The following is a 20,342-nucleotide window of genomic DNA, read 5'->3' on the forward strand; positions in this document are numbered from 1 at the left end:
CCTGCGCCGCCGCCACCGCCACCTCCGATTCCGGTCAGCTTAGCGGCAGCGGCGCGGGGTGTTCCTCAGAGCTGCGCGGTGAATGTGGCCCAGGCCTCGCGCGAGACGGTGAGCCGGTCGAGTTGGGTGTCCTTGGAGTCGCGGACGTGCACGGCGTCGGGGCGGACCGCCACCTCGACGCAGTCGCCGCCGCCTCCGCCGCTGTAGCTGCTCTTGTGCCAGTCGAGTTCGGCGGTGAAGGTCGACCATGCCTGTCGTGAGACGGTCAGCTGGCCGAGTTGAGTGTCCTTGGAGTCGCGGACGTGCACGGCGCCGGGGCTCACCGCAACCTCGACGCACTCGCCGCCCCCGCCGCCGCTGTAGCTGCTTTTGAACCAGTTGAGTTCGGTGGTGCTGCTCATAGCGCTCCTCGCATCTGCTCCAGCAGGCTCGTGGTGGCCTGAGGGCTCAGAGCCTGTGAGCGCAGTTTGCCATAGCGCTGATGCATTGCACTGACGGCTTTGGGCTCGGTGATCAGTGCACTGGTGCCGTGCGCTTCGATGTACCCCAACCACCGGTGGTCGGCCGTTTCGGCGAGGCGCATCGACCCTTCGTAGCCGAAGTGGTCCTCCTGTCGCAGCGGCATGACCTGGATTTCCACGTTCTGGCGGGCCTGCTGCTCAAGGAGGTGGTCAAGAAGGGCCCTGGTGACCTCGATGCCACCGAAACACCTGTCCAGCAGAGCCTGTTCGATGACGAAGCTGAACGAGGTGTTCGGCAAGTCCGCGAACAACTGCTGCCTTGCCAGGCGGGCGATCACCTGGTGCTCGTACTCCTCCGCAGGAGTGTGCGGGATGTATCGATCGGAGATTGCGCGGATGTACGGCTCGGGCTGCAGCAGACCCGGTACAACCGCGCAGTCGTACGCGAGGAGAGTAACCGCCTCCTCTTCGATGCCCGCCCAGTGCTGGACCCATGACGCGAGGCCCACCTTCCGTGTCAGGCTGCGGTACGCCGCACCCAGAACCCGCCCAGCCAGGGAGCCGAGAACCTCCTCCGTGCGCGGGACGAGTTCCCTCGGTGGGAAGCGCCTGCCCTGCTCGATCTTGGCGACGTATGTCACCGAGTACCGCACCTTCGGGGCGAACTGCTCTTGCGTCAGGCCGCCTTCGTCCCGCAGCACCTTCAGTACGGCGCCAAAGGTCTTGAGGCTGTCCGAGACTTCGGGTTCGCTCTTGTCTGTTGCCATACGTCTATCGTCACCGCACGTGACCGCCCCAGTCCAGCGAGTCAACTGGTACAGACGAAACTGGGTGGGTGTCATACCTGGCTGGGGCCGCCCCCACACCGCAACGCTTCCGCCCATGACCGCACCACAGGGCCAAGTCCCCGTCACCGTACGTACGTTCGCACAGCGATTCTCCGCCACCCGTCGCGGGGCCCGGCTCGCCCGTCTGCTGACCGCCAACCAGCTCGCCTCCTGGGGCCTCGGCCCCAGCGACGCCGCCGTGCTCGTCGTCGCCGAACTGGCCGCCAACGCGGTCCTCCACGGCCGCGTCCCGGGCCGGGACTTCGCCCTGCTCCTGCGGTACGACCACGAGACCGGCCGCCTGGAGATCGAGGTATCCGACACCCACGACCGCCAGCCCACCCCCAAGACCGCCACCTCCGTCGACGAACAGGGCCGTGGCCTGCTCCTGGTCGAGGCCCTGGCCGACCACTGGGGCGTCAAGGAACGCCAAGGCCCCGGCAAAACCGTCTGGGCGCACGTCACCTCACGACGCGACTAACGCGGTGTGGCCCGGAGGGAAAAGGGATTGCCCTGAGGCCAGAGCTCACGTTGGCTGGGCAGCATGGATGACCTGGGTACCGATCGTCTCACCCTCCGTCGATGGCGGGACTCCGACCTTGCACCGTGGGCGACGATGAATGCTGATCCCGAAGTTCGGGAGCACTTGGGCGACTTGCTTACACGCGAACAGAGCGATGCTTCTGTGGCGCGATTCCAGGCCGAGTTCGACCAGCGGGGCTACGGGTGGTGGGCGGTTGAGGTGCAGGCCACGGGCGAGTTCATCGGCTTCGCGGGTTTGGACGAGGTGGATGACGGCATGCCGTTTACGGGAGTGGAGATCGGCTGGAGGCTCGCCCGCTCGGCCTGGGGCCACGGCTACGCTACCGAGGCCGCGCTGAAGGCCTTGGCCCACGGCTTCGACACTCTTGGGCTTTCCGAGATCCTTGCTGTGACAACGGCTGCCAACCTGCGTTCGCAGGCGGTGATGCGCCGGATCGGCATGACCCGGGACGTGACCGACGATTTTGACGACCCCACCGCGCCCCCGGGGCCGCTGCGTCCGAATGTGCTGTACCGCATCGCCCGTAGTTCGAGGATCTGACGTTCTGAGCTGGGTCGCTTGCGTTCGGCGGCCAGGACCTCGCGGTAACTGCCCGAAGTAGGCGACCGCGGAGCCCTCGCGCCGCCATGGGGGCTCCGCGGTACCGGCATCCTTGGCTCTGCGGCGCACGAGGCGCCATACGAGGAAAGGGGCGCGAGTGGAAGGCTTCTTCGACGGGCTTGAGCAGGCTGTGCGGAAACGGAATTGGCATGCGGCGCTCGTGCTGGCCCTGACGCTGCCGGATATCTGCACGAAGGCCAGCGACCCGGACCGCACGGGCACGAGGCGACCCTACGTCGCATGGTTCGAAACCTTCGTGGCCCCCGCCTACACGAGATACGCCGGGTCTCCGGGCCACAGGGAAGAGATCAAGTACTTGTCCGGCGCGGACTGTTACGGGCTCCGCTGCGCCTTGCTGCACGAAGGAAGCGACGACACGACAAGGTCGGCTCGCGACGCGCTCGATGAGTTCTATTTCTGCACTCCCGGCGATCTAGGGAACACCGTCCACATGAACAAGAGCGGCAGAGCCCTCAATCTCATGGTCGACCAGTTCGCCCTCGACATGCTGGACGGGGCACGGAGATGGTGGGCCACTCTGTCCCCTGAGCAGCAGGCGGGAGCTCGTGCAGGACAGATCACCCTGCACAGCACGGACGGCGACATCGCATTCGGCTGAAGCCTGATCGCGCCTACACAACCCTGTGGGGTAAACCCCAGCGCGCAAGGGCCTGTTAACAGGATGTCGGTGATGGACGGGCCGGGCGAAGCTCATCCGTATGACGAGCATCAAGCGAAACGCAGCTCTGTTCGCCGCTTCCGCCGCCGTCCTGAGCCTCGCCGTACCCGTCGCCACGGCGTCCGCCTCCGCCGAGTCCCCGCGCCTCGACTGGACGACGTGCCAGGGGACAGGCCTCGATCCACGGCAGCGGTGCGCGAGCATCGAGGTGCCGATGGACTACGCCGACCCGCACGGCAAGAAGATCACCGTCTCGTTCTCCCGTATCCCGGCCGAGAAACCGGAGGCACGCCGGGGCGCCCTGTTCATGATCCCCGGCGGACCCGGTGGCGGCAGCCTCGACGAGCCCTCGGGCAAGGGGCAGAAGCTGCCGCAGAACGTACGGGACACGTACGACCTGATCGGGTTCGATCCCCGGGGGTACGGCCGCTCCACCCCGGTCAGCTGCGACGTGGAACGAGGTGACCTCGCCCGGACGACGTTCTTCCCCTGGCCCGCCGCCGACGGGTCCGTCACGGAGAGCATGGCCACCGCGCGGCGGATGTCGCAGGCCTGCGCGCGCGACGGCGGCCCGCTGCTGCGGCACATCAGCTCCGCCAACGAGGCCCGCGACCTGGACCGTATCCGGGCGGCGCTCGGGGAGGCGAAGATCTCCGCGTGGGGCGTCTCGTACGGGACGTACGTCGGCGCCGTCTACAACGAGCTGTTCCCGCACCGCGCCGACCGCTTCGTACTGGACAGCAACCTCGACCCCGACCATGTGCGCGTGGCGCGGGCCTGGTTCGCCGGGTTCGAGGAGGGTGCCGAGGACACCTTCGCCGAGTTCGCCGCGTGGGCGTCCCGGCCGGGCAACCCCGACCGGGTGGCCGGGACCCCGGCCGGGGTGCTCCGCCTCGTCCTGCGCCTCGCCGCGCGCCTCGACCGTGAGCCCCTGCCGTGGCCCGGCGCCAACCCGGAGGAGCTGAACGGGAACGTGTTCCGCCAGCTGGTGCTGGACAGCTTCTACGACCCCGACTACCGCGCCCTGGCCCGGCTGATCCTGTCCGTACGGAAGGGTGACGTGCCGCCCGTGCCGGAGGAGCCGTCCGCCGCGGACCAGCAGAACGCCACCGCGGTCGGCGTCGCCACCTTCTGCAACGACGCCGCCTGGCCGAGGTCGGCGGCCGCGTACGAGAAGGGGGTCGCCGAGAGCCGCGCCGCGTACCCGCTGACCGGGGGGATGCCGAGGGGCGCGGCGGTGTGTGCCGCCTGGCCGTACGAGCCGGGGGAGCCCGCCGTACGGATCACCGACCGTGGCCCGTCCACGGTCCTCATGGTCCAGAACCGGCGTGACGCCGCTACGCCGCTCGGCGGGGCGCTTGAACTCCGTACCGCCCTCGGTCGGCGAGCCGTCATGGTGACCGTGAACTCCACCGGCCACGAGGCCTACCTCGCCAACGGCAACGCCTGCGGGGACCGGACCGTCTCCCACTTCCTCGCGACGGGCGAGCGCCCGTCACGGGATGTCGTCTGCGACTAGCGCATCAGCGCTCGGGCTCCACGGCCAGCCACAGTTCGGCGTCGGCCTCGGTCATCTCCGGCGACAGGCGGGTGCGCAGGATCTCGGGGCCGGTGCGGGTGCGGTACGGGTTCGACGGGAACCACTCGGTGAACACGTCACGCCACAGCTCCTGGATGGCCTGGGGCACCGGGCCGGAGGTGGTGAAGACCGCCCAGGTGCCGGATGGGACGGCCAGCGTGGTCGTGCCCTCCGGGGCGGGCGCGGAGGTGATCACGCCGTGGTGGTAGTCGAGTTCGGTGCCCTCGGCGCGGCTGGGGTCCATGCCGTCGCAGACCGCGACGATGCCGTGCGGCTCCTGATCCTGATCCGACAGCTTCTCCAAGCGCTCCAGGGTCTGCGGATCGATCCCACGGACAAAATCCATGATCGCCTGGTTCGGCCCCGCATGCACCAGCGGTACCCGGGTCTTGAGCCCGACCACGGTGAAGTCCGCCTTGTCCACCACGCGGTATCGCATCCTGCTGCTCCCCTCGATGGTGAGGCGGAAGGCCATCCGGGACTGGGAGGTGAGTGCGGCGCCGGTGCGCCTGGCCTCGCCCGGCCCGATGCCGTGCATGGCACGGAACGCCCGCGCGAACGCCTCGCCGGAGCCGTAGCCGTAACGCACCGCGATCGCCAGCAGCGATTCACGTCCCGCGAGCACTTCGGCGCCCGCGAGGGTGAGGCGACGGCGCCGGACGTACTCCGACAGCGGCATTCCCGCGAGCGCGGAGAACATCCGGCGCAGGTGGTGCTCCGAGGTGGCCGCGATGCGGGCCAGTTCCTGCGCGTCGAGGTCCTGGTCGAGGCGGCCCTCGATGTGCTCCATGGCCTGGTTCAGCCGCTCCAGCATGCCCGGCTTCCCTTCTCTTTCTCTTTCCCCTCTTTCCCCAGGCCCCGGCGGATCGCGATCTCGACGGGTGAGTACGCGCCGTCGGCCCGTTCCAGTTCGTACGGTGCGGCGGGCATCAGCGGCGGCTGCGCCATGAAGCGCGGCCGCGCCCCATGGTGCGGTTGAGCCGCGTGCACGAGGAAGGGGTGGCACAGGAAGACGTCGCCCGGGGACCCGGTGGCAAGGGCGAGTGGCCGGTGGTCGGACGCCGCCACCAGATCGGGGGCGAGGGTCAGCCCGCTCGCCCCGTCCTCCCCGTACTTCTCCAGCACCTTCGGCACGTCGAGGTGTGAGCCGACCCTGATGCGGGTCGGGGCGTCCTCCTCACCGACCTCGCTGAACAGGAACAGCATCAGCAGCGCCCGGCCCCGGGAGCGCAGATTCGTGAAGTACCAGCTCTCGCCTTCCGGTAGATAGCTCCCCTCGATGTGCCAGCCCGCGTCGTCGGGCTCCTCCTCGTGCGGGAAGCGCAGCGGGAACGTGCCCAGCGAGTAGCGCGGCTCCCAGCGTCCCGCGCCGACGAGCAGGTCGTACGCGCGGTGCAGCGACGGGGAGTTGGGTGCGGCGGCGAACGGCCCCTGCGCCATGCCGCCCACCCAGTGCACGGGCCGCGTCCACGTCGACGGGTCGTCCGGGGCGCAGCCCGTCTCCCGCCACAGCAGCCGCGCGCAGTCGGCGGCCACGCGCGGCGCGACGGCGCCCTCCAGCTTCACGAAGCCGTCGCGGAGGAAGCGGGATACCAGGGTCGTGTCATCCATGGTCGTGTCATCCATGCCCCCACCGTGCGGCGGCCCCGGCCCCGATCGCCCGACATTCCCCGCACCGCTTTTGTCGGGTGATCGCCAGTTCGCCCAGCGGCCGCGGAGTTGCCCGTTGCCCGTTGCCCGTTGCCCACGGTGTTGCGATGGGCAGGGTTACGGCAGGGGCTTGCCTGCTTGCCTCACCGCGGGCTGAGCGGAGTCCATCCGAGGGGACATATGGAATCTGTACTCGCGTCACTCTGGGGACTCATCACCTTCGCCGGATTCGTCAGCTCACTGCTGATTCCCAGGACCGATGATTACGTGACGAGGTTCAGGGACTCATTGGGAGAGGGTGAGCGACGGCAAGCACGCAGGTGGACCATGGCTGTTCGTATGAGTTCCCTCGTGATTCTGATCGTGGTCGGCGCCTTGGTCGGCGCGGCGCGCCTCGCCTTTGACGCGAGCGGCATGGATCTCCTCCTGCTGGCACTCACCGTGTATGCGCAGGCGGGCTTTGCCTGGGCCGTGAGGTATCTGGTGCCAGCCATCCCTCCCTGCATTCCAGCCATCACCGTGACACGCGGAGTGGATTGGCGGCAGCTCAGGTCGCAGAACAGCACACGCCAGACCTCGATCCGTATCGTCAACAACGCCGCGGTCCCGCTTGATTTGCACTGGGTCGACTGGGAGGGGCAGCTGCAATCCTTTGGGGCGATTCAGCCAGGCCAGCATCGGGTGCTGAGCACTTTTGTCGGGCATCCCTTCTTGCTGAGGACCGCTGACGGGCGCGACGCGGCTATCGTCGAGCCACTTCCGCAACCGGCGGTCGCGAAGATCGGTGACGCCGATCTCCCCAGCGGGCCGGGTGCGCCGGTGTGATTGCCGTACACCCCGGCTGGGCTCAGGCGGGCGGCCAGTTCCGCAGGGCCATGTCGGCCACCCGCTGCAGGTCCTCGCGACAGGTGCCGCTGGCGGCCTGGACGCCGATGCCGTTGGCGACGGTCATGAGGTAGCGCGCGAGCAGTGCGGGGTCGGTGTCGGGCGGCAGGTCGCCCTCGTCGACGGCTCGCTGGAACCGGTCGCGGAAGAGGTCGGTGCCCTCGTTGCGCCAGGCGGTGAGGGTGTCGCGGGCGTTGCTTCCGGATTCACCCGCGGCGAGGGAGCCTTGGATGCCGAAGCACCCGGCGGGGCAGTCGGGGCGGGTGGTGGCCCGTACGGAGCCGTTCAGAAAGGCGGTGGCCACCTGCCGGGCGGTCGGCTCGCCCAGGGACCGGGTCGTGTGCGAGGCGGGGCCTTCCTCGTAGCGCTCCAGGGCCTTGCGGAACAGGTCCTCCTTGTTGCCGAAGGCCGCGTACATGCTGGTGCGGGTGATGCCCATGGCGCTGGTGAGGTCGGTGAGGCTGGCGCCGTCGTAGCCCTGCTCCCAGAAGACCCGCATGGCCTGTTCGAGGGCCGCGTCGGCGTCGAAGCCTCTGGGCCGACCGACCGGCGCCTTCCGACTGCTCTCCATGAGACCAGCCTACCTTTCTGTACCGATCGATGCAGAAGGTGCTACGGTCTAGTTCTGTACCGCTCGGTACTGAACTTTGCGGAACTTTGTGGAGGTCATTCCCATGGGACAGCTCGAAGGCAAGACCGCCGTCGTCACCGGCGGCAGCACCGGGATCGGCCTGGCCAGCGCCGTACGGCTGGCGGACGAGGGCGCGTACGTCTTCATCACCGGTCGGCGCAAGACCGAGCTGGACGCGGCCGTCGAGACGATCGGCGCGGAGCGGGCCACCGCGGTGGCGGGCGACATCTCGAACCTGGCCGACCTGGACCGCCTGTACGACGCGGTCCGCGCCCGGGGCCGGGGGCTGGACGTGCTGTTCGCCAACGCCGCCGCCGCGACGTTCGCCACGCTGGAGGAGGTCACCGAGGAGCACTTCGACCAGACCTTCGGCGTCAACGTGCGGGGCACGCTGTTCACCGTCCAGAAGGCGCTGCCGTTGCTCAACGAGGGCGCCTCGGTGATCCTCAACGCCTCCACCGCCGCCGACAACGGCACGCACGCGTTCGGCACGTACGCCGCCTCCAAGGCCGCCGTCCGCTCCTACGCGCGGACCTGGGCCAACGAACTCAAGGACCGCGGCATCCGGGTCAACGCCGTCTCGCCGGGCCCGATCGACACCCCCGGCATCACGAACGTCTTCGGCGAGGAGAACGCGACCGAGGGCAGGGCGAACCTCGCCGCGGGTCTGGCGATAGGCCGGATGGGGCGCCCGGAGGAAGTCGCCGGGCTCGTGGCGTTCCTCGCCTCCGACCAGAGCACCTTCATGCTCGGAGCCAACGTGTACGTCGACGGCGGCGAGAACCAGATCTGACGCGCCTAGCCCGTGTCGCCCGGCGCCGCCAACCGGCGTTCGATGCCGCTACGTACGGTCGTCGCCCGGGGGTCGGCGTAGTCGGCGAGGAGGCTCAGCGCCTCCGCCCAGTGCCGACGCGCCGCCTCCGGGTCGTCGTCTCGCATCGCACGGGCGAGCCCGTCCAGCGCGAGGGCGGCGTGCCACGGCTCGGCGAGCGCGCGGTGCGCCTCCGCCGCCATCCGGTGAAACGGCGCGGCGTCCGCGCGTCGCCCCATCGCCTGGTACGTCTCGCCCACCCCGTGCCACCCCATCGCCTGCCGCGACGCGTCTCCCAGCCTGCCGTGCAACGCCACCGACCGCTGCCCCGCTTCCAGCGCGTCCCCGAACCGTCTCAGTCCGCGCAGCGCGTCGGCCTGGGTGAGCAGCCAATACGCTTCGAGGGTGGTGTTGCGCAGTTCGAGCGCGATGTCGACGGCCTCGTCCGCCGCGCGTAGGGCCTCCTGCGGTTCGCCCCGGTCGAGGTGGACGGCGCTGAGGATGCGGAGCGCGTTGCCGATGCTGCGCTTGTTGCCCGCCTCGCGGTGGAAATCGAGCGCCCGCCGCGCGTCGTGCTCCGCTTCATCGAGGCGCCCGGCCTGGAGGCGGGACGTGGCCAGGTTCGAGCGGGCCACGATCTCCATCCGGCTGTCGCTCAGGTCGCGGCTGAGGGCCACTGCCTGGAGAAAATGCCCGTCGGCCGTGTCGAGATGCCGGGCCCGGAGGGCCAGCAGCCCGAGCGCGTTGAGCGCTGCCGCCTCTCCTCTCCGGTCGCCCAGTTCCCGCCGCAGGGCCAGGGCGGCGTCCAGGAACTCCCGGCTCGCCGTGGGCCGGTTCGCCATCCGGCTGCCCAGCCCGAGCGCTTCCAGCAGCCGCGCCTCCATCGCGCGGTCACCTGACCGCCGCGCCGCGCGGAGCCCCTGCTCCATGACGGGGAGGAGGTCCGGGATCGCGGCGGACGGCGCCCGCGCCGACCAGACCAGGTCGGCCAGGTAGGTGACGTGGACGTCCAGCTTCTCCCGCTCGGCGACGCGCACCGCCGCCACGAGGTTGGCCTGCTCCCGCTCCGCCCAGTCCGCTGCCTGGTCGTAGTCGGCGAACGCCGGTGTGACAGCTGGCTGTTCGAGTGGCAGTGGCTTGCGGTGGGGCCACAGGAAGCCCATCGCCGCGTTGGCGGTGTGCGCGTACCAGTCGAGGAGGCGGCGGAGGGCGGCCAGCCGGGCGGGCGCTGGTTCCTCGTGTTTGGCCTGGTCGGCGGCGTACGCGCGGAGCAGGTCGTGGAACTCGTAGCGGTCGGGGGCCGTCTGATCGAGCAGGTGGGCGCCGACGAGGACGTCGAGCAGCTGGCGCGTACGCCGGGCCGGGAGCGTCGCCAGGGCCGTGGCCGCCGCCAGCCCGAAGTCCGGGCCGGGGTGCAGCCCGAGCAGCCGGAACAGGCGTGCCGCGTCGGGGGAGAGGGCCCGGTAGGACCAGGCGAAGACGGTCCGGACCGCCTCCGCCTCCGCCTCGTCGCCCGTGCTCAGCGCGTCCCACAGCGCGGACTCGTCACGGAGGTCCGTGATCAGTTCGTCGATGCCCATGTGCGGGTGATTGGCCGCCCGCTCGGCAGCGATCCGCAGTGCGAGCGGAAGGCGGGCGCAGAGGCGGGCGAGTTCGGCGAGCTTTTGGCCGTCGTCCGCCGGGCGGTATCCCGTGGTCACCGCACGCAGCAGCGCGACCGCCTCCGCCTCCGGCAGCGTGCCGAGGGTGATCCGCTCGGCCCCGTCGCGTATGGAAAGCCCGGAGAGACGGCCACGGCTGGTCACCACGACCAGACAGCGGGAGTTGCCCGGGAGCAGCGGCCGGACCTGCGCGATGGTGGCCGCGTTGTCGAGGACTACGAGCATCTGGCGGCTCGCGAGTGTCGAACGGTAGAGCGCCGCCGCCGCGTCCGTATCGGCCGGGATCGCCGGGGTGGGCGTACCGAGCGCGGTCAGGAAGCGGTGCAGCGCTTCGTGCGGGGCGACCGGCTCGCCGGGATCGTAGCCGCGCAGGTTGACGTAGAGCTGCCCGTCGGGGAACCGGCCCTTGGCGTGGTGCGCCCAGCGCAGTGCGAGGGATGTCTTGCCCGCCCCGGCGGTCCCGGCGATGACGCAGACGGAGACGAGGAGTGGGGTGTCGGCCTCGTCACCCGGGAGGATCGCGTTCAGGCGCTCAAGCGCGTCGGTGCGGTCGACGAAGTGGCGGATGTCCCCGGGGAGTTGGCGGGGCGCGACGGGTTCTATCGATGGGGCGTGGAAGTGGATGCCGCCGCTGACATCGCGGGCCTGTACGACGTCGTGTGCGGTGCCGGACAGCTCCGAGTGCGTGCCGGGGTTCTCTTCCCGGTCAGCTCCGCCGTCGATGGCTCACTCCCGACTCAGCGTTGGGTGAAGGTCTGCGTGGCGCTCCACATACGCGCCGATGTCCTCGCCCTCGGCGTACAGGCCGGAGATGAACGACGCCCAGCGGGCTGCAAGTTCCGGTTCGCCATGCCGTACGGCGCCGTCCGGCACCCCTTCGTCGGTGTAGACCACCTCGTACAGCACCTGCGTCCCCAGCACGACGACTTCCGGCAGGATCGTCCGCTGCTCGAACTCCCGCACGCGGTCGACCTTCACAACCCGGACCGGCTTGCCGCACTCGGCCTGGACGCGCAGGGAGAGCAGTTCCCAGCGCACGTAGGGGGTGAAGGGCTGCTCCACGATCCGGACGCGGTGGAAGGTGCTACCGCGTTCGCGGTCCTTCTGAACGCTCTCCAGGAACCGAGGACGTTTCTTTTCGAGCTGGCGCATCACCTCGTCCCAGTCCCCGCGCCGCAGGGCCTCCCGCCCGGGGTGGTTCTGCTCCTCGAAGTGCTGCCGACGCTCAAGCTTCCATGAGTCCTGGCCGAGTGAGCGGGCCCTGACCTCCGCGAAATCGCGGTGGTATGCGTCCAGATCGAGCCGCACGCCCTGGGTGCGGTCGAGTGCTGGTGCGGGGCTAGGCATCCGGGATGTCCCGCTTCGCGGCGGACAGCATGACGCCGGGGATGACCACCAAGCGCTCGTCCTGGCCGATCCTGACATCGGACGGCAGGTGATCGGCGTAGACGGATGTCAGGTCCCGTCCGATGACGGCGACGTCGCCATTGTCCAGCTGCCAGATGTCAGGGCAGTCCTCGTCATCATCCGACGTGTTCAGCTCCTGCGCGGTCTTGCCCAACCGCCGGGCGAATAACGCGGACGGGTCGGCTTCCCAGCGACGTGTCATGTCTGCCTCCGCTTGCAGCTAATTCGGGCTCCAGCGTAGAGAGGGCGACTACTCTCCGCAATCCATCGTCACCCGGCGCCAGGTGTCGGTGGCCGCACCCAGGCCAGCAGACGGCTCAGCAGCAGGGCCTCGTCCGGGGTGTGCGGAGCCAGCAGGGCGGTGCGCAAGCACTGTTCGACCTGCGGGACGGCGTCAACGGCGAGTAGCTGCTGCACAGCCCGCCAGCGGGTCTCGATACTGGTACCGGGCGTCGCGGCCATCTGGCACCACAGCGGGACGGCCACATGGGCCAAGTCTTCGGAGTCCAGGAACTTGGCAAGGTCCGCGCTCTGCTGAGTCGTCAGCCGTACCGATGCCCGGACCCGGTCCAGGATGAGGGCCGCAGCCTCCCGGCCCTCCAGGGCCAGCCAGGCGGCGACCACGGCCCGCAACTCATGGCTGACCAGCCCGGGGTCCGCCAGCAACTCCTGGCTCAGGGTGCGTACGGCCGTTGCCTCTCCGTATTCGGCGAGCAACGGCAGCAGCGCAGCCCGCAGGGAAGGACCGCCGTACGGGCGGTCGCGTAGCGCGGCGAGCACTTCGGCGCAGGCATCGACGGGGGCGAACCTGAGGATCGTGCGGGCGGCCGAGGTGAACTCGTCGTTTCCGCTGCCCGGATGGCGAAGCAGTCGTCGCGACAGGGGAAGTAGGCCCGATGCATCAGCATCCGCCTCAGTCAGAATCCGTATCGCGATGGCGTAGGAGTCCGCTGTCGCCGCGTGGCGGTCCAGCCAAGTCAGGACCTCCTCCGCACTTTGTGGGCCCAATGCTCGGGTGAGTGCCATCGCTTCCAGCCCGAGGTGGTGCCGGGCGTCCGGGTCAGGATCGTTGAGGCTGAACCGGACCACTTCCACCGCCTGTCGCGGGTATCCGGCTCGTACGAGGTCGAGTGCGATGTTCGGGCGCTCGTCCGAGTTCCAGACCTCGTATCCACGCAGCAGATCGACCAGAGCATTGGCAGCCTTCTCTCCCTGCTGGTCGAGCCACGCACGCACCATCTCGGTGATCGAATCTGAGTCCGCCGAGGTCTGGATGGTGTACTCCAACAGTGGAAGTGCCTCGTCGACGAGGCCGAAGCGGAACAGCACCTCCGCCAAGGCAGCTTTGGCCCACTCCCGGGTGTTGGACCGCCCGGCCACTGCTGCCGCTACACGCGGCGCTGCCGATGGCCCTTCCAACGTGAACCAGAGATGCCCCGCTTGCCTCAGGTGTCCGCCGTTCTCCTCGGTACCGGCCAAGAACGAGCAGGCGAACTCTGCCAGACCCTCAGTACGGCCTAGCAGAGACAGCTCCTCCGCGGCTATGAGACGGGCCCAGGAAGATGACGTGGGTGAGGCGAGCAGATCCGAGAGCAGTCGCGCGCGGAACCCGGCGTCGGCCGGATCGAGTGCTGCCAGCTCCCGGCAGCAGTCCAGTACGCCCTCCGGCGGGACTTGCTGAGACATCTCCTTGAGCAGGGCCACCCCTTCGGAAAGCGAAGCGACCTGTGCGTACGCGGAAGCCGCACCAATCCGCAGGGAAGCGGAAAGCCCTGTGGCCTCCGCGATCCGCCGCAAGGCGGCCGCCAGCCGTCGGTTCCCCTTGAGCTGGGACAGCTCTCGCAGTACCTCACCACCCCTGCGCTCATCGGGGGTCGATTTCTGACCGAAATCCACGACACGGTCGATCACCGCGTCCTCCAGAGCATCCCCGAGCCGCACCCCGGAGGTGATCAACCGCGCCGCCATGATCCGGTGGTCGAGGTCACCGGCCAGCAGATGGCGCACGACCACGGTCACGTCGTGGCCGGGGCGACGGGCCCACAGAGCGAAGGTGAACAGGACCCGGTTCCGGGAGGATGGGGCGCGGATCTCATCCGCCCAATCGTCGAGGTCCGGGAAGTCCGCCGGGATGCGTGCTGCCTCGTCCCGTGCGGCCAGGAACTCCGCGAACGACAGGTGGAGGAAGGAGACCTCGCCGTGGTCGTGGACCAGGGCGCCGCTCTGGGCGAGGAACTGGCCGAGTTCGTCCCGTACTCCGTCCGGCCATGTCAGGTCGGCCGGGAGGTTCGTGCCGAGCCAGGCTACGGCCGTGTCCAGGAGGGTGGTCCCGCCCCTGGTGCGGAGCCAGGCCAGGTGGGTAATCAGGTCGTCCCGGTTGATCAGCATCCACTCGGCGAGACGGCCCTGCCCGCGCCGCTCCCAGCGGGCCCGGAAGGCCTTGTCGACCTCGTCGGCGCCCTCGCGGGCCGTGGCGACGTCGGCGAGGAACTGTTCGTACAGCGCGACCCGCCCCCGGGGCAGCGGCGCTCCCGGGTTCCGGCTGCGGTGGGCGGCGGCGATGGTGGACAGCAACGGCACCTGGAGCACCTCCCCCAGACCGGCGTGGCCGACTTCCTCCAGGAAGGAACGGGCCTCGGCGTCCGCGTCGGGGACTTCCTGGGCGGCGAACCAGCGCTCGGCGAAGGCGAGTTGCTGCGCCGGGTCGAAACCCTTGAGCGTGTAGAAACCGATGGACGGCATGGACTGGAAGGGCCGCAGCTCGTCCTGGGGGAGCGGCCGGGACGTGATGACCAGCCGGAACATGCCGTGCGGCCGGACTTCCCGGGCCAGGTTCTCCAGGATCAGCTTCCGTTCGTCCGGTGAGACGACCTCGTCCAGCCCGTCGACGACCACCAGCCACCGCACGCCGTGCGGCCGTACGGCGAAGCGGTCGGGCGGCACGGCGCTGCGCAGGGTTCCGGCGCGGTCGGCGGCGTCGCTGAGCTGGCGGTGGAAGGCGCGACGGGTCCGTAGGTCCGTCGCTGTGACCCGTACGGCGACCACGGCCTCCCGGCACCACGGCTCCTCCGCTCCCTTCTCGCGCAGCCAGAACCGGGCGATCTGCCGGACCAGATGGCGGCCGAGGGTGGTCTTCCCCGCGCCAGGACCGCCCGTGATGAACAGGTGGTCGTGTGCGGAGAGCGCGGCGGCGAGGGTGGGGACGGGGCCGGTGGCGCGTGGGGCTTGCTCTGCTGTGTTTTCCGAGAGTGGCTGGAGGTCCTGCTCGATGTGGATGTGGGACAGCGGGGGCTTCCGCACGCCGAGCAGGTCGTACGGGAACCGTTCGGCTGCGGCCGCCTGCCCGGACAGCAGGTCTTGCAGCCAGGCCTCGGGCAGCGGGATACCCGACCACGGGGTGGGAGCGCGGCCGGGGGCTCCGGCCCGCCGGGCGGCCAGCTCCCGGTGCTCCAGCGCGCTCCGGGCCCGGCCAAAGACTTCGGCGACGGCCTGTGGGGGCTGGCCCAGAGCCTGGGCGAACCGCTCATACGTCGCCAGCTCGTGCAGCCGTTGGGCACCAACGATCTCGTAGACGGCTTTCCTGTGGGGGACCCGGTGGTCCGAACCGTGGGCGGCGAGGAAGGCGTGTGTGGTCTCGTACCCGGCGGCTCGTCTGGTCTCCTTGAACCAGTCCGCCAGCTCCTGGAGTTCGGGCAGCGGCTTGCTCCCGCTGGTACGGGGTCTTCCGCCCGCCATGTCCTCCCCCTTCGTACTGTGAGGGGTTTCCCCCCTGTTTCCTCACGCTAGAGGGAAACTCCGGACGACACGCAGAGTTGACCGCACCGGCAGGCCTGCCGGGCTCAAGGACGAGCAAGGGAGAGGGGCTGCGGTGTTCGGTGCGGTGGATGTGGCGGCGGCCGGGGAGCATGCGTGGCTGCTGGCGGTCGTGGTGGTGCTCGCCGGGGTGGCGCGGTGGTGGGTTCGCCACCGGGCGGAGGAGCGGCGGGAGCGAGAGCGCGAGCGGGAGTTCACCCGGCGAGTGGAGGCGGCCCTGGAGGGTACGGAATCCTGCCACCGAGCGGAGGTGGTGGCCGCGTGCGCCCGTCTCACGCCCGACGCCCGACGCTGACGGGCCCCAGGCCCCGGGCCCCATGCCGAAGCAGGGGTATTGACGGCGGCGGGCAGCAGGTCGCCCTCGTAGAAGTACGCGTCGAGCAGCGGCTCCTCGAGCAGGCAGCACACTGCGGGGGGAAGGACGTACGTCGGCAGGAGGTGCCCAGTGGGGCGGGTCGGGCTGGCCACCGCCGTGGCGCTCAGGAGGGCGCGGCGTAGCGGGTGGCGACCTCGGTGGCACGGGCGTGGAGGGCCGTGCGCAGCCACTGTGGGGCCAGGGCTTCCGCGTCCGTGGCGAGCTGCCACAGCGCCCATTCGGCGTGTCGCGCGTCCTGGAAGGCCGCCTCCAGTCGCAGCCAGCCGTCCGCGTCGGCTTCTTCGGCGAGGACGGCCAGCGCGGTGCCCACCAGGTCCTCCCGTCGCGTCGGGGCCACTCGGACCAGCACGGTGACGTGGTCGCCGCCGGTGCGGAACCGTGTGCCGCGTTCCTGCCAGGCCCGGTCCAGGTCGACCCGGTCCGGTCGCTGCGCGGGTTCGGCGAGTTCCTCGGCGGCCACGATCCGGGACAGCCGGTAGGTGCGGTCCGCGCCGGATCTCGTGGCCAGCAAGTAGCCCTGGTCGCGCACGGTGACCAGGCCGATCGGGTCCACCGTGCGCCACTTCGGGGCCTGGTCCACCGCCGCGTAGCGGATGCGCAGCTTGTGCCCGGCGAACACCGCGCGCCGGACCTCGGCCGCGATGGGGTCGGGTATGTCCTCGGCGACCAGCCGACGTGAGAGGAGGTCGGTCTCGGGGTCGATGAGCAATCGCTCGGCCACGCCCGCCGCGGTGTCCCGATGGCTTTCGGGCAGCGCGTCGACCACCTTGAGCATGGCCGATGCGAGCGCCGAGCCGAGGCCGAACGCCTGTGCGCCGCGCCGCGATCCGGCGACCAGCAGGGCAAGGGCCTCGTCGTGGTTCAGCCCGGTCAGCTCGGTTCGGAAACCGGGCAGCAACGCGAAACCGCCGTGCCGTCCGCGCTCGGCGTGGACCGGGACACCGGCCGCGGACAGCGCCTCGATGTCGCGCAGCACGGTGCGGGTGGATACCTCCAGCTCGCGGGCGAGCGTCGTCGCGGACAGCCGACCGCGCTGGCGCAGCAGTAGAACCAGTGAGACCAACCGGTCGGCACGCATGCGAAAACCTTAAAGGCGAAAACCCGGAAGGAATACGTGACATACGGTGTCGTGAATTGCTGCGAGGCTCCTGCCGTGTCCCTCGGACAACCCGAGTGGTCACTCCCACAGTTCACTCCCACGGTCCTCACGCGAAGGAGCATGAGATGGCGTCTCGCCTCAACCCGTACATCAGCTACGACGGGAACGCGCGGCAGGCGATGGAGTTCTACCAGCAGGTGTTCGGCGGCGAGTTGGAGATGGCCGCGTTCGCGGACTCCGGCTCACCGGACGCGCCCAACGCCGACAAGATCATGCACGCCCGGCTCGACACCCCCGGCGGATACACGCTGATGGCATGGGACGTGCCGGAGGGCGTGCCCTGCCACCCGGGCAACAATGTCGCGGTGTACCTCGGCGGCGACGACAGCGAACTCCGCCACTGCTTCGAGAAGTTGTCCGCCGACGGCACCGTGACGATGCCGCTGGAGAAGCAGGCCTGGGGTGACGAGGCGGGCTCGCTCGTGGACCGGTTCGGGATCACCTGGATGGTCAACATCACCCAGCGGTAGACGTCATCGTGTTCAGTTCCGCGTCAGTGCGCTCGCTCGTGGGTCAGGGGCCGGTTTGCTCCAGCAGATGCGCGCTGGTCAGAGAGTCCAGCAGCTGACGGGTCCGGCTGGTGGTCAGGCGGGCGAGCGCGGCGGCCGCGTGCAGGCCGAACTCGGGGCCGGGGTGCAGCCCCAGCAGCCGGAACAGCCGGGCGGCCTGGTCGGGAAGTGCCCGGTACGACCACGCGAACACGGTGCGCACGGCTTCGGCTTCCTCGTCGTCCCCTGTGCTGAGGGCGTCCCAGAGGGCGCTTTCGTCCCGCAGGTCGGCGATCAGGTCGTCCAGCCGCAGGGCGACTGCCTCCGGCTCGGGCAGGACGCTCAGTGTCAGCCGACGCGCCCCGTCACGGACGGCGAGCCCGGCGAGGCGGCTGCGGCTCGTGACGACGGCCAGACTCCCGGCGCTCCCGGGCAGCAGCGGACGCACCTGGCCCACCGTGGCCGCGTTGTCCAGGACGATCAGCACGCGGCGGTCGGCCAGCAGCGAGCGGTAGAGCGCGGCGGCGGCGTCGGGATCGCGCGGTACGGAGGAGGCGGGCACTCCGAGCGCGGGGAGGAAACGGTTCAGGGCTGTGTGCGCGGCGACCGGCTCCCCGGGGTCGTAACCGCGCAGGTTGACGTAGAGCTGCCCGTCCGGGAAGCGGTCCCGCACGTGGTGCGCCCAGCGCAGCGCGAGCGACGTCTTTCCCGCACCGGCGATTCCGGCTATCACGTACACCGAGACGACCAGCGGATCGCCGTCCTCGCCGACCAGGACGGCGTTCAACTGGTCCAACTCGTCGGTGCGGTTGACGAAGCCGGGCACGTTGGCCGGTAGCTGCCGTGGGGTGGTGGCTGTTGTTGGCGTGCCCGTCGTCTGAGCTGGAGTCGGTGATCTGTCTCGTCCTTCCTCAAGCGGGGAGTCGGGGAGGCGGAAGCGGGGCCACTTCGCGGGCGAAGTACGACGCGACGTCCTCGCCTGCCGCGTAGAGCTTCTCCAGATAGCCTGCCCAGTCGCCGACGGTGTCCTGGCCGGTGTGGCGGACCGCGCCGACGCAGAACCCGGTCTCGTCGTAGAGCACTTGGAAGAGGACGCTGCCGCCGAGCACCACGATTTCCGGCAGCAGGCCCTCGGTTTCGGCGGGGGTCACGTGCGGGCGTCCAGGACCCGGATCCGCTCCCCGTACTCGGCGCGCTGCCGGTGGGAGTGGAGTTCCCACTGGATGTACGGGGTCAGCGGTGTTTCGACCATCCGCACCCGGTGAAAGGTGTGCCCGTGCTCCGCGTCCGCTTCGGCGGTGGCGCGCAGGCCGTCACGCCGGACTTCGAGAAGCCTCAACGCCTCTTTCCACTGCCCCTGGCGCAGTGCGTCCCGGCTGGGGCTGCCCTGCTCCTCGAAGTGCTGACGGCGCTCCAGCTTCCAGGAGACGGCGTCACGGATCGTGGCCTCACGTTCCCGGAACTCGCTCTTGTAGGCGTCTCGGTCGAGCCGTTCGCCCTGCTCGGGCGGGAGCGTGGGGGCCTGCGGATCAAGCATCGGGGATGTCCGCCTTCGCCGCGCTGAGCATGTTCCCGGGGATGACGACCAGTCGCTCGTCGCGGCCGATGGTCACGCCGTCCGGCAACTGAGCACCGTAGACGGCCGTGAGGTCCCGTCCGATCACGGCGATGTCGCCGTTGTCGAGCTGCCAGATGTCCGGGCAGTCGTCACGGCCATCGGTATGGCCCAGCTCTTTGGCGGACTTTCCGAGCCGCCGCTCGAATAACGCGGACGGGTCGGCTTCCCAGGCACGAGTCATGTCTGCCTCCGCTTGATGTGGCCACGAGCGTGGTCGTCACTCAGGGTATCCGCGTCGGGACGCTGGAGCTATGGGTGCCTTGCATGGGTGACCAGCCGGGCGACGCGGAGGCAGGTTTCGATGTAGTCCCGGGCGGCGGCGGGGGTGACGGTGTCGGCATGGTGCACGGCCTGGTTGCGGAGGGTGCGTAGCCGGTTGAGGACATCGACGATGTCGGGCGGCAGGACGCCCTGTGGTGCGCTCAGCAACGCGTTCCATGCCGCGACGATGGCACCCACGGGCGACGCGTCGACCATGGTGCGGGCTTCGCTGAGCTGTTCGCGCCAGGGCGGTGGCTCGGGCGCGTCCGCCTGTGGCGTGTACGGGGGAGAAGCCCACGGGCCTACGGACGGCGGGGGTGCTTGCTGCGTCGGGATCTGCGGACCCTGTGGCTGTGGCTGTGGCTGTGCGGTCGGGGGCGTGGGCGTGGGGGTCTCGCGGGGGGACGGGCCGAGGCCTTCTTGTACGGCGTCGTACGCGGGCGGCGCCTCCCCGGCCGGGGAGGGGGTCGGTGGCCAGGGGTAGGGAGGCGGAGTGGGGGTCACCGGCGGCGGGGGCGCGATGGTCGCCGCTTCCGCCTGGTTCAGTACGTCCCGCGCCTGCGTCTCGAACTCGATCGCGCCCGCCGGAGTCTCCAGGCGGGACATCCGCGCGAACGCCTCGCGGAGGTGGCTGCGCAGGCCCCAGACCAGGCCCACGGTCACGGCGGGCCAGACGAGCGCCTCTATGTACTTCAGGACGAGTTCGGCGATTTCCACTTGTGCATGATCGCCGTAGCGGGATGGATGCATGCCTCTTGCCCCGACTCCGTGACGGAGGTGAGACGTTCAGCAGGCCCGCCCGCGTCGGCGACCAGCGGAATCCAGGTGCTCCGGGAAGAGCGGAGTGCCATACTCCGCGCCGGACCAGCCACACCAAGAGAAGGGCACGGAA

The 20,342-nt window shown here is 69.9% G+C and carries 22 protein-coding genes and 1 pseudogene; 8 read left to right on the plus strand and 15 right to left on the minus strand.

From position 1 onward, the window contains the following. Positions 1–65: 65 nt before the first annotated feature. Entirely contained in the window at positions 66–401 is a 336-nt protein-coding gene (locus ACFV9T_RS06280) for a DUF397 domain-containing protein (protein ID WP_385437038.1), read from the minus strand. Continuing rightward, positions 398–1,228: a helix-turn-helix domain-containing protein gene (locus ACFV9T_RS06285; RefSeq protein WP_385437039.1), complete on the minus strand. Its 831-nt coding sequence runs from the start codon at positions 1,226–1,228 to the stop codon at positions 398–400. Before ACFV9T_RS06285 ends, ACFV9T_RS06280 begins: the two co-directional genes overlap by 4 nt. Positions 1,229–1,343: 115 nt before the next feature. Between ACFV9T_RS06285 and ACFV9T_RS06290 the strand changes: the two genes are divergently transcribed. The 4 genes from ACFV9T_RS06290 (at position 1,344) to ACFV9T_RS06305 (ending at position 4,630) form a co-directional block, all read left to right on the plus strand. Then, positions 1,344–1,769, plus strand: coding sequence for an ATP-binding protein (locus ACFV9T_RS06290; protein WP_385437040.1), 426 nt, complete (start codon positions 1,344–1,346; stop codon positions 1,767–1,769). 63 nt (positions 1,770–1,832) lie between these two features. Beyond that, positions 1,833–2,372 carry a GNAT family N-acetyltransferase gene (locus tag ACFV9T_RS06295; RefSeq protein ID WP_385437041.1) on the plus strand — a complete coding sequence of 180 codons (540 nt, stop codon included), beginning with the start codon at positions 1,833–1,835 and terminating at the stop codon, positions 2,370–2,372. A 157-nt stretch (positions 2,373–2,529) separates the two neighbouring features. Next, positions 2,530–3,051: a hypothetical protein gene (locus tag ACFV9T_RS06300; protein WP_385437042.1), complete on the plus strand. Its 522-nt coding sequence runs from the start codon at positions 2,530–2,532 to the stop codon at positions 3,049–3,051. A gap of 100 nt (positions 3,052–3,151) precedes the next feature. Further along, positions 3,152–4,630 (plus strand): alpha/beta hydrolase, encoded by a 1,479-nt coding sequence (locus ACFV9T_RS06305; RefSeq protein WP_385437044.1) that lies wholly within the window; start codon positions 3,152–3,154, stop codon positions 4,628–4,630. A 4-nt stretch (positions 4,631–4,634) separates the two neighbouring features. On the opposite strand, the gene ACFV9T_RS06310 is transcribed toward ACFV9T_RS06305, so the two are convergent. Then, entirely contained in the window at positions 4,635–5,504 is an 870-nt protein-coding gene (locus ACFV9T_RS06310; protein ID WP_385437045.1) for a GyrI-like domain-containing protein, read from the minus strand. After that, positions 5,489–6,301: a phytanoyl-CoA dioxygenase family protein gene (locus ACFV9T_RS06315; RefSeq protein ID WP_385437136.1), complete on the minus strand. Its 813-nt coding sequence runs from the start codon at positions 6,299–6,301 to the stop codon at positions 5,489–5,491. The genes ACFV9T_RS06310 and ACFV9T_RS06315 overlap by 16 nt, the downstream gene beginning before the upstream one ends. 390 nt (positions 6,302–6,691) lie before the next feature. Between ACFV9T_RS06315 and ACFV9T_RS06320 the strand changes: the two genes are divergently transcribed. Continuing rightward, entirely contained in the window at positions 6,692–7,165 is a 474-nt protein-coding gene (locus ACFV9T_RS06320) for a hypothetical protein (protein ID WP_385437046.1), read from the plus strand. Between the two features lie 22 nt (positions 7,166–7,187). On the opposite strand, the gene ACFV9T_RS06325 is transcribed toward ACFV9T_RS06320, so the two are convergent. After that, entirely contained in the window at positions 7,188–7,796 is a 609-nt protein-coding gene (locus ACFV9T_RS06325) for a TetR/AcrR family transcriptional regulator (protein ID WP_385437047.1), read from the minus strand. Between the two features lie 103 nt (positions 7,797–7,899). Between ACFV9T_RS06325 and ACFV9T_RS06330 the strand changes: the two genes are divergently transcribed. Further along, the gene (locus tag ACFV9T_RS06330; protein WP_385437049.1) at positions 7,900–8,649 is read left to right on the plus strand and encodes an SDR family NAD(P)-dependent oxidoreductase; all 750 of its coding nucleotides are present in this window, start codon (positions 7,900–7,902) and stop codon (positions 8,647–8,649) included. A 5-nt stretch (positions 8,650–8,654) separates the two neighbouring features. On the opposite strand, the gene ACFV9T_RS06335 is transcribed toward ACFV9T_RS06330, so the two are convergent. The 4 genes from ACFV9T_RS06335 to ACFV9T_RS06350 form a co-directional block, all read right to left on the minus strand. After that, on the minus strand, positions 8,655–10,553 hold the full coding sequence (locus ACFV9T_RS06335; protein ID WP_385437050.1) for a tetratricopeptide repeat protein: 1,899 nt from the start codon (positions 10,551–10,553) through the stop codon (positions 8,655–8,657). Between the two features lie 501 nt (positions 10,554–11,054). Continuing rightward, the gene (locus tag ACFV9T_RS06340; protein WP_385437052.1) at positions 11,055–11,675 is read right to left on the minus strand and encodes a DUF6879 family protein; all 621 of its coding nucleotides are present in this window, start codon (positions 11,673–11,675) and stop codon (positions 11,055–11,057) included. Beyond that, entirely contained in the window at positions 11,668–11,937 is a 270-nt protein-coding gene (locus ACFV9T_RS06345; protein WP_385437054.1) for a hypothetical protein, read from the minus strand. The genes ACFV9T_RS06340 and ACFV9T_RS06345 overlap by 8 nt, the downstream gene beginning before the upstream one ends. Before the next feature lie 68 nt (positions 11,938–12,005). Continuing rightward, positions 12,006–15,470: an NACHT domain-containing protein gene (locus tag ACFV9T_RS06350; protein WP_385437055.1), complete on the minus strand. Its 3,465-nt coding sequence runs from the start codon at positions 15,468–15,470 to the stop codon at positions 12,006–12,008. Positions 15,471–15,603: 133 nt separating this feature from the next. On the opposite strand from ACFV9T_RS06350, the gene ACFV9T_RS06355 reads away from it, so the two are divergent. Further along, a complete protein-coding gene (locus ACFV9T_RS06355; protein WP_385437057.1) occupies positions 15,604–15,843 on the plus strand; it encodes a hypothetical protein in 240 nt (79 codons plus the stop codon). A gap of 184 nt (positions 15,844–16,027) precedes the next feature. Here the strand turns inward: ACFV9T_RS06355 and ACFV9T_RS06360 are convergent, their stop codons facing one another. Continuing rightward, complete coding sequence (locus ACFV9T_RS06360; protein WP_385437058.1) at positions 16,028–17,002, minus strand: helix-turn-helix transcriptional regulator; 975 nt, start codon at positions 17,000–17,002, stop codon at positions 16,028–16,030. 146 nt (positions 17,003–17,148) lie between these two features. Between ACFV9T_RS06360 and ACFV9T_RS06365 the strand changes: the two genes are divergently transcribed. Then, complete coding sequence (locus tag ACFV9T_RS06365) at positions 17,149–17,553, plus strand: VOC family protein (RefSeq protein WP_385437060.1); 405 nt, start codon at positions 17,149–17,151, stop codon at positions 17,551–17,553. Between the two features lie 46 nt (positions 17,554–17,599). On the opposite strand, the pseudogene ACFV9T_RS06370 reads toward ACFV9T_RS06365, so the two are convergent. From ACFV9T_RS06370 to ACFV9T_RS06390, 5 genes and pseudogenes are all read right to left on the minus strand, one after another. Further along, a pseudogene (locus tag ACFV9T_RS06370) lies at positions 17,600–18,397 on the minus strand (tetratricopeptide repeat protein); the annotation flags it as partial. An 85-nt stretch (positions 18,398–18,482) separates the two neighbouring features. Next, the gene (locus ACFV9T_RS06375; RefSeq protein WP_385437061.1) at positions 18,483–18,722 is read right to left on the minus strand and encodes a DUF6879 family protein; all 240 of its coding nucleotides are present in this window, start codon (positions 18,720–18,722) and stop codon (positions 18,483–18,485) included. Then, complete coding sequence (locus ACFV9T_RS06380) at positions 18,719–19,108, minus strand: DUF6879 family protein (RefSeq protein WP_385437062.1); 390 nt, start codon at positions 19,106–19,108, stop codon at positions 18,719–18,721. The genes ACFV9T_RS06375 and ACFV9T_RS06380 overlap by 4 nt, the downstream gene beginning before the upstream one ends. Then, complete coding sequence (locus ACFV9T_RS06385; protein ID WP_385437063.1) at positions 19,101–19,370, minus strand: hypothetical protein; 270 nt, start codon at positions 19,368–19,370, stop codon at positions 19,101–19,103. Before ACFV9T_RS06385 ends, ACFV9T_RS06380 begins: the two co-directional genes overlap by 8 nt. Before the next feature lie 68 nt (positions 19,371–19,438). Continuing rightward, positions 19,439–20,167 (minus strand): hypothetical protein, encoded by a 729-nt coding sequence (locus ACFV9T_RS06390; RefSeq protein ID WP_385437064.1) that lies wholly within the window; start codon positions 20,165–20,167, stop codon positions 19,439–19,441. Positions 20,168–20,342 lie beyond the last annotated feature (175 nt).

The sequence above is a fragment of the Streptomyces sp. NPDC059850 genome, from assembly GCF_042731515.1.
In the GTDB taxonomy this organism is placed as follows: Bacteria; Actinomycetota; Actinomycetes; order Streptomycetales; family Streptomycetaceae; genus Streptomyces.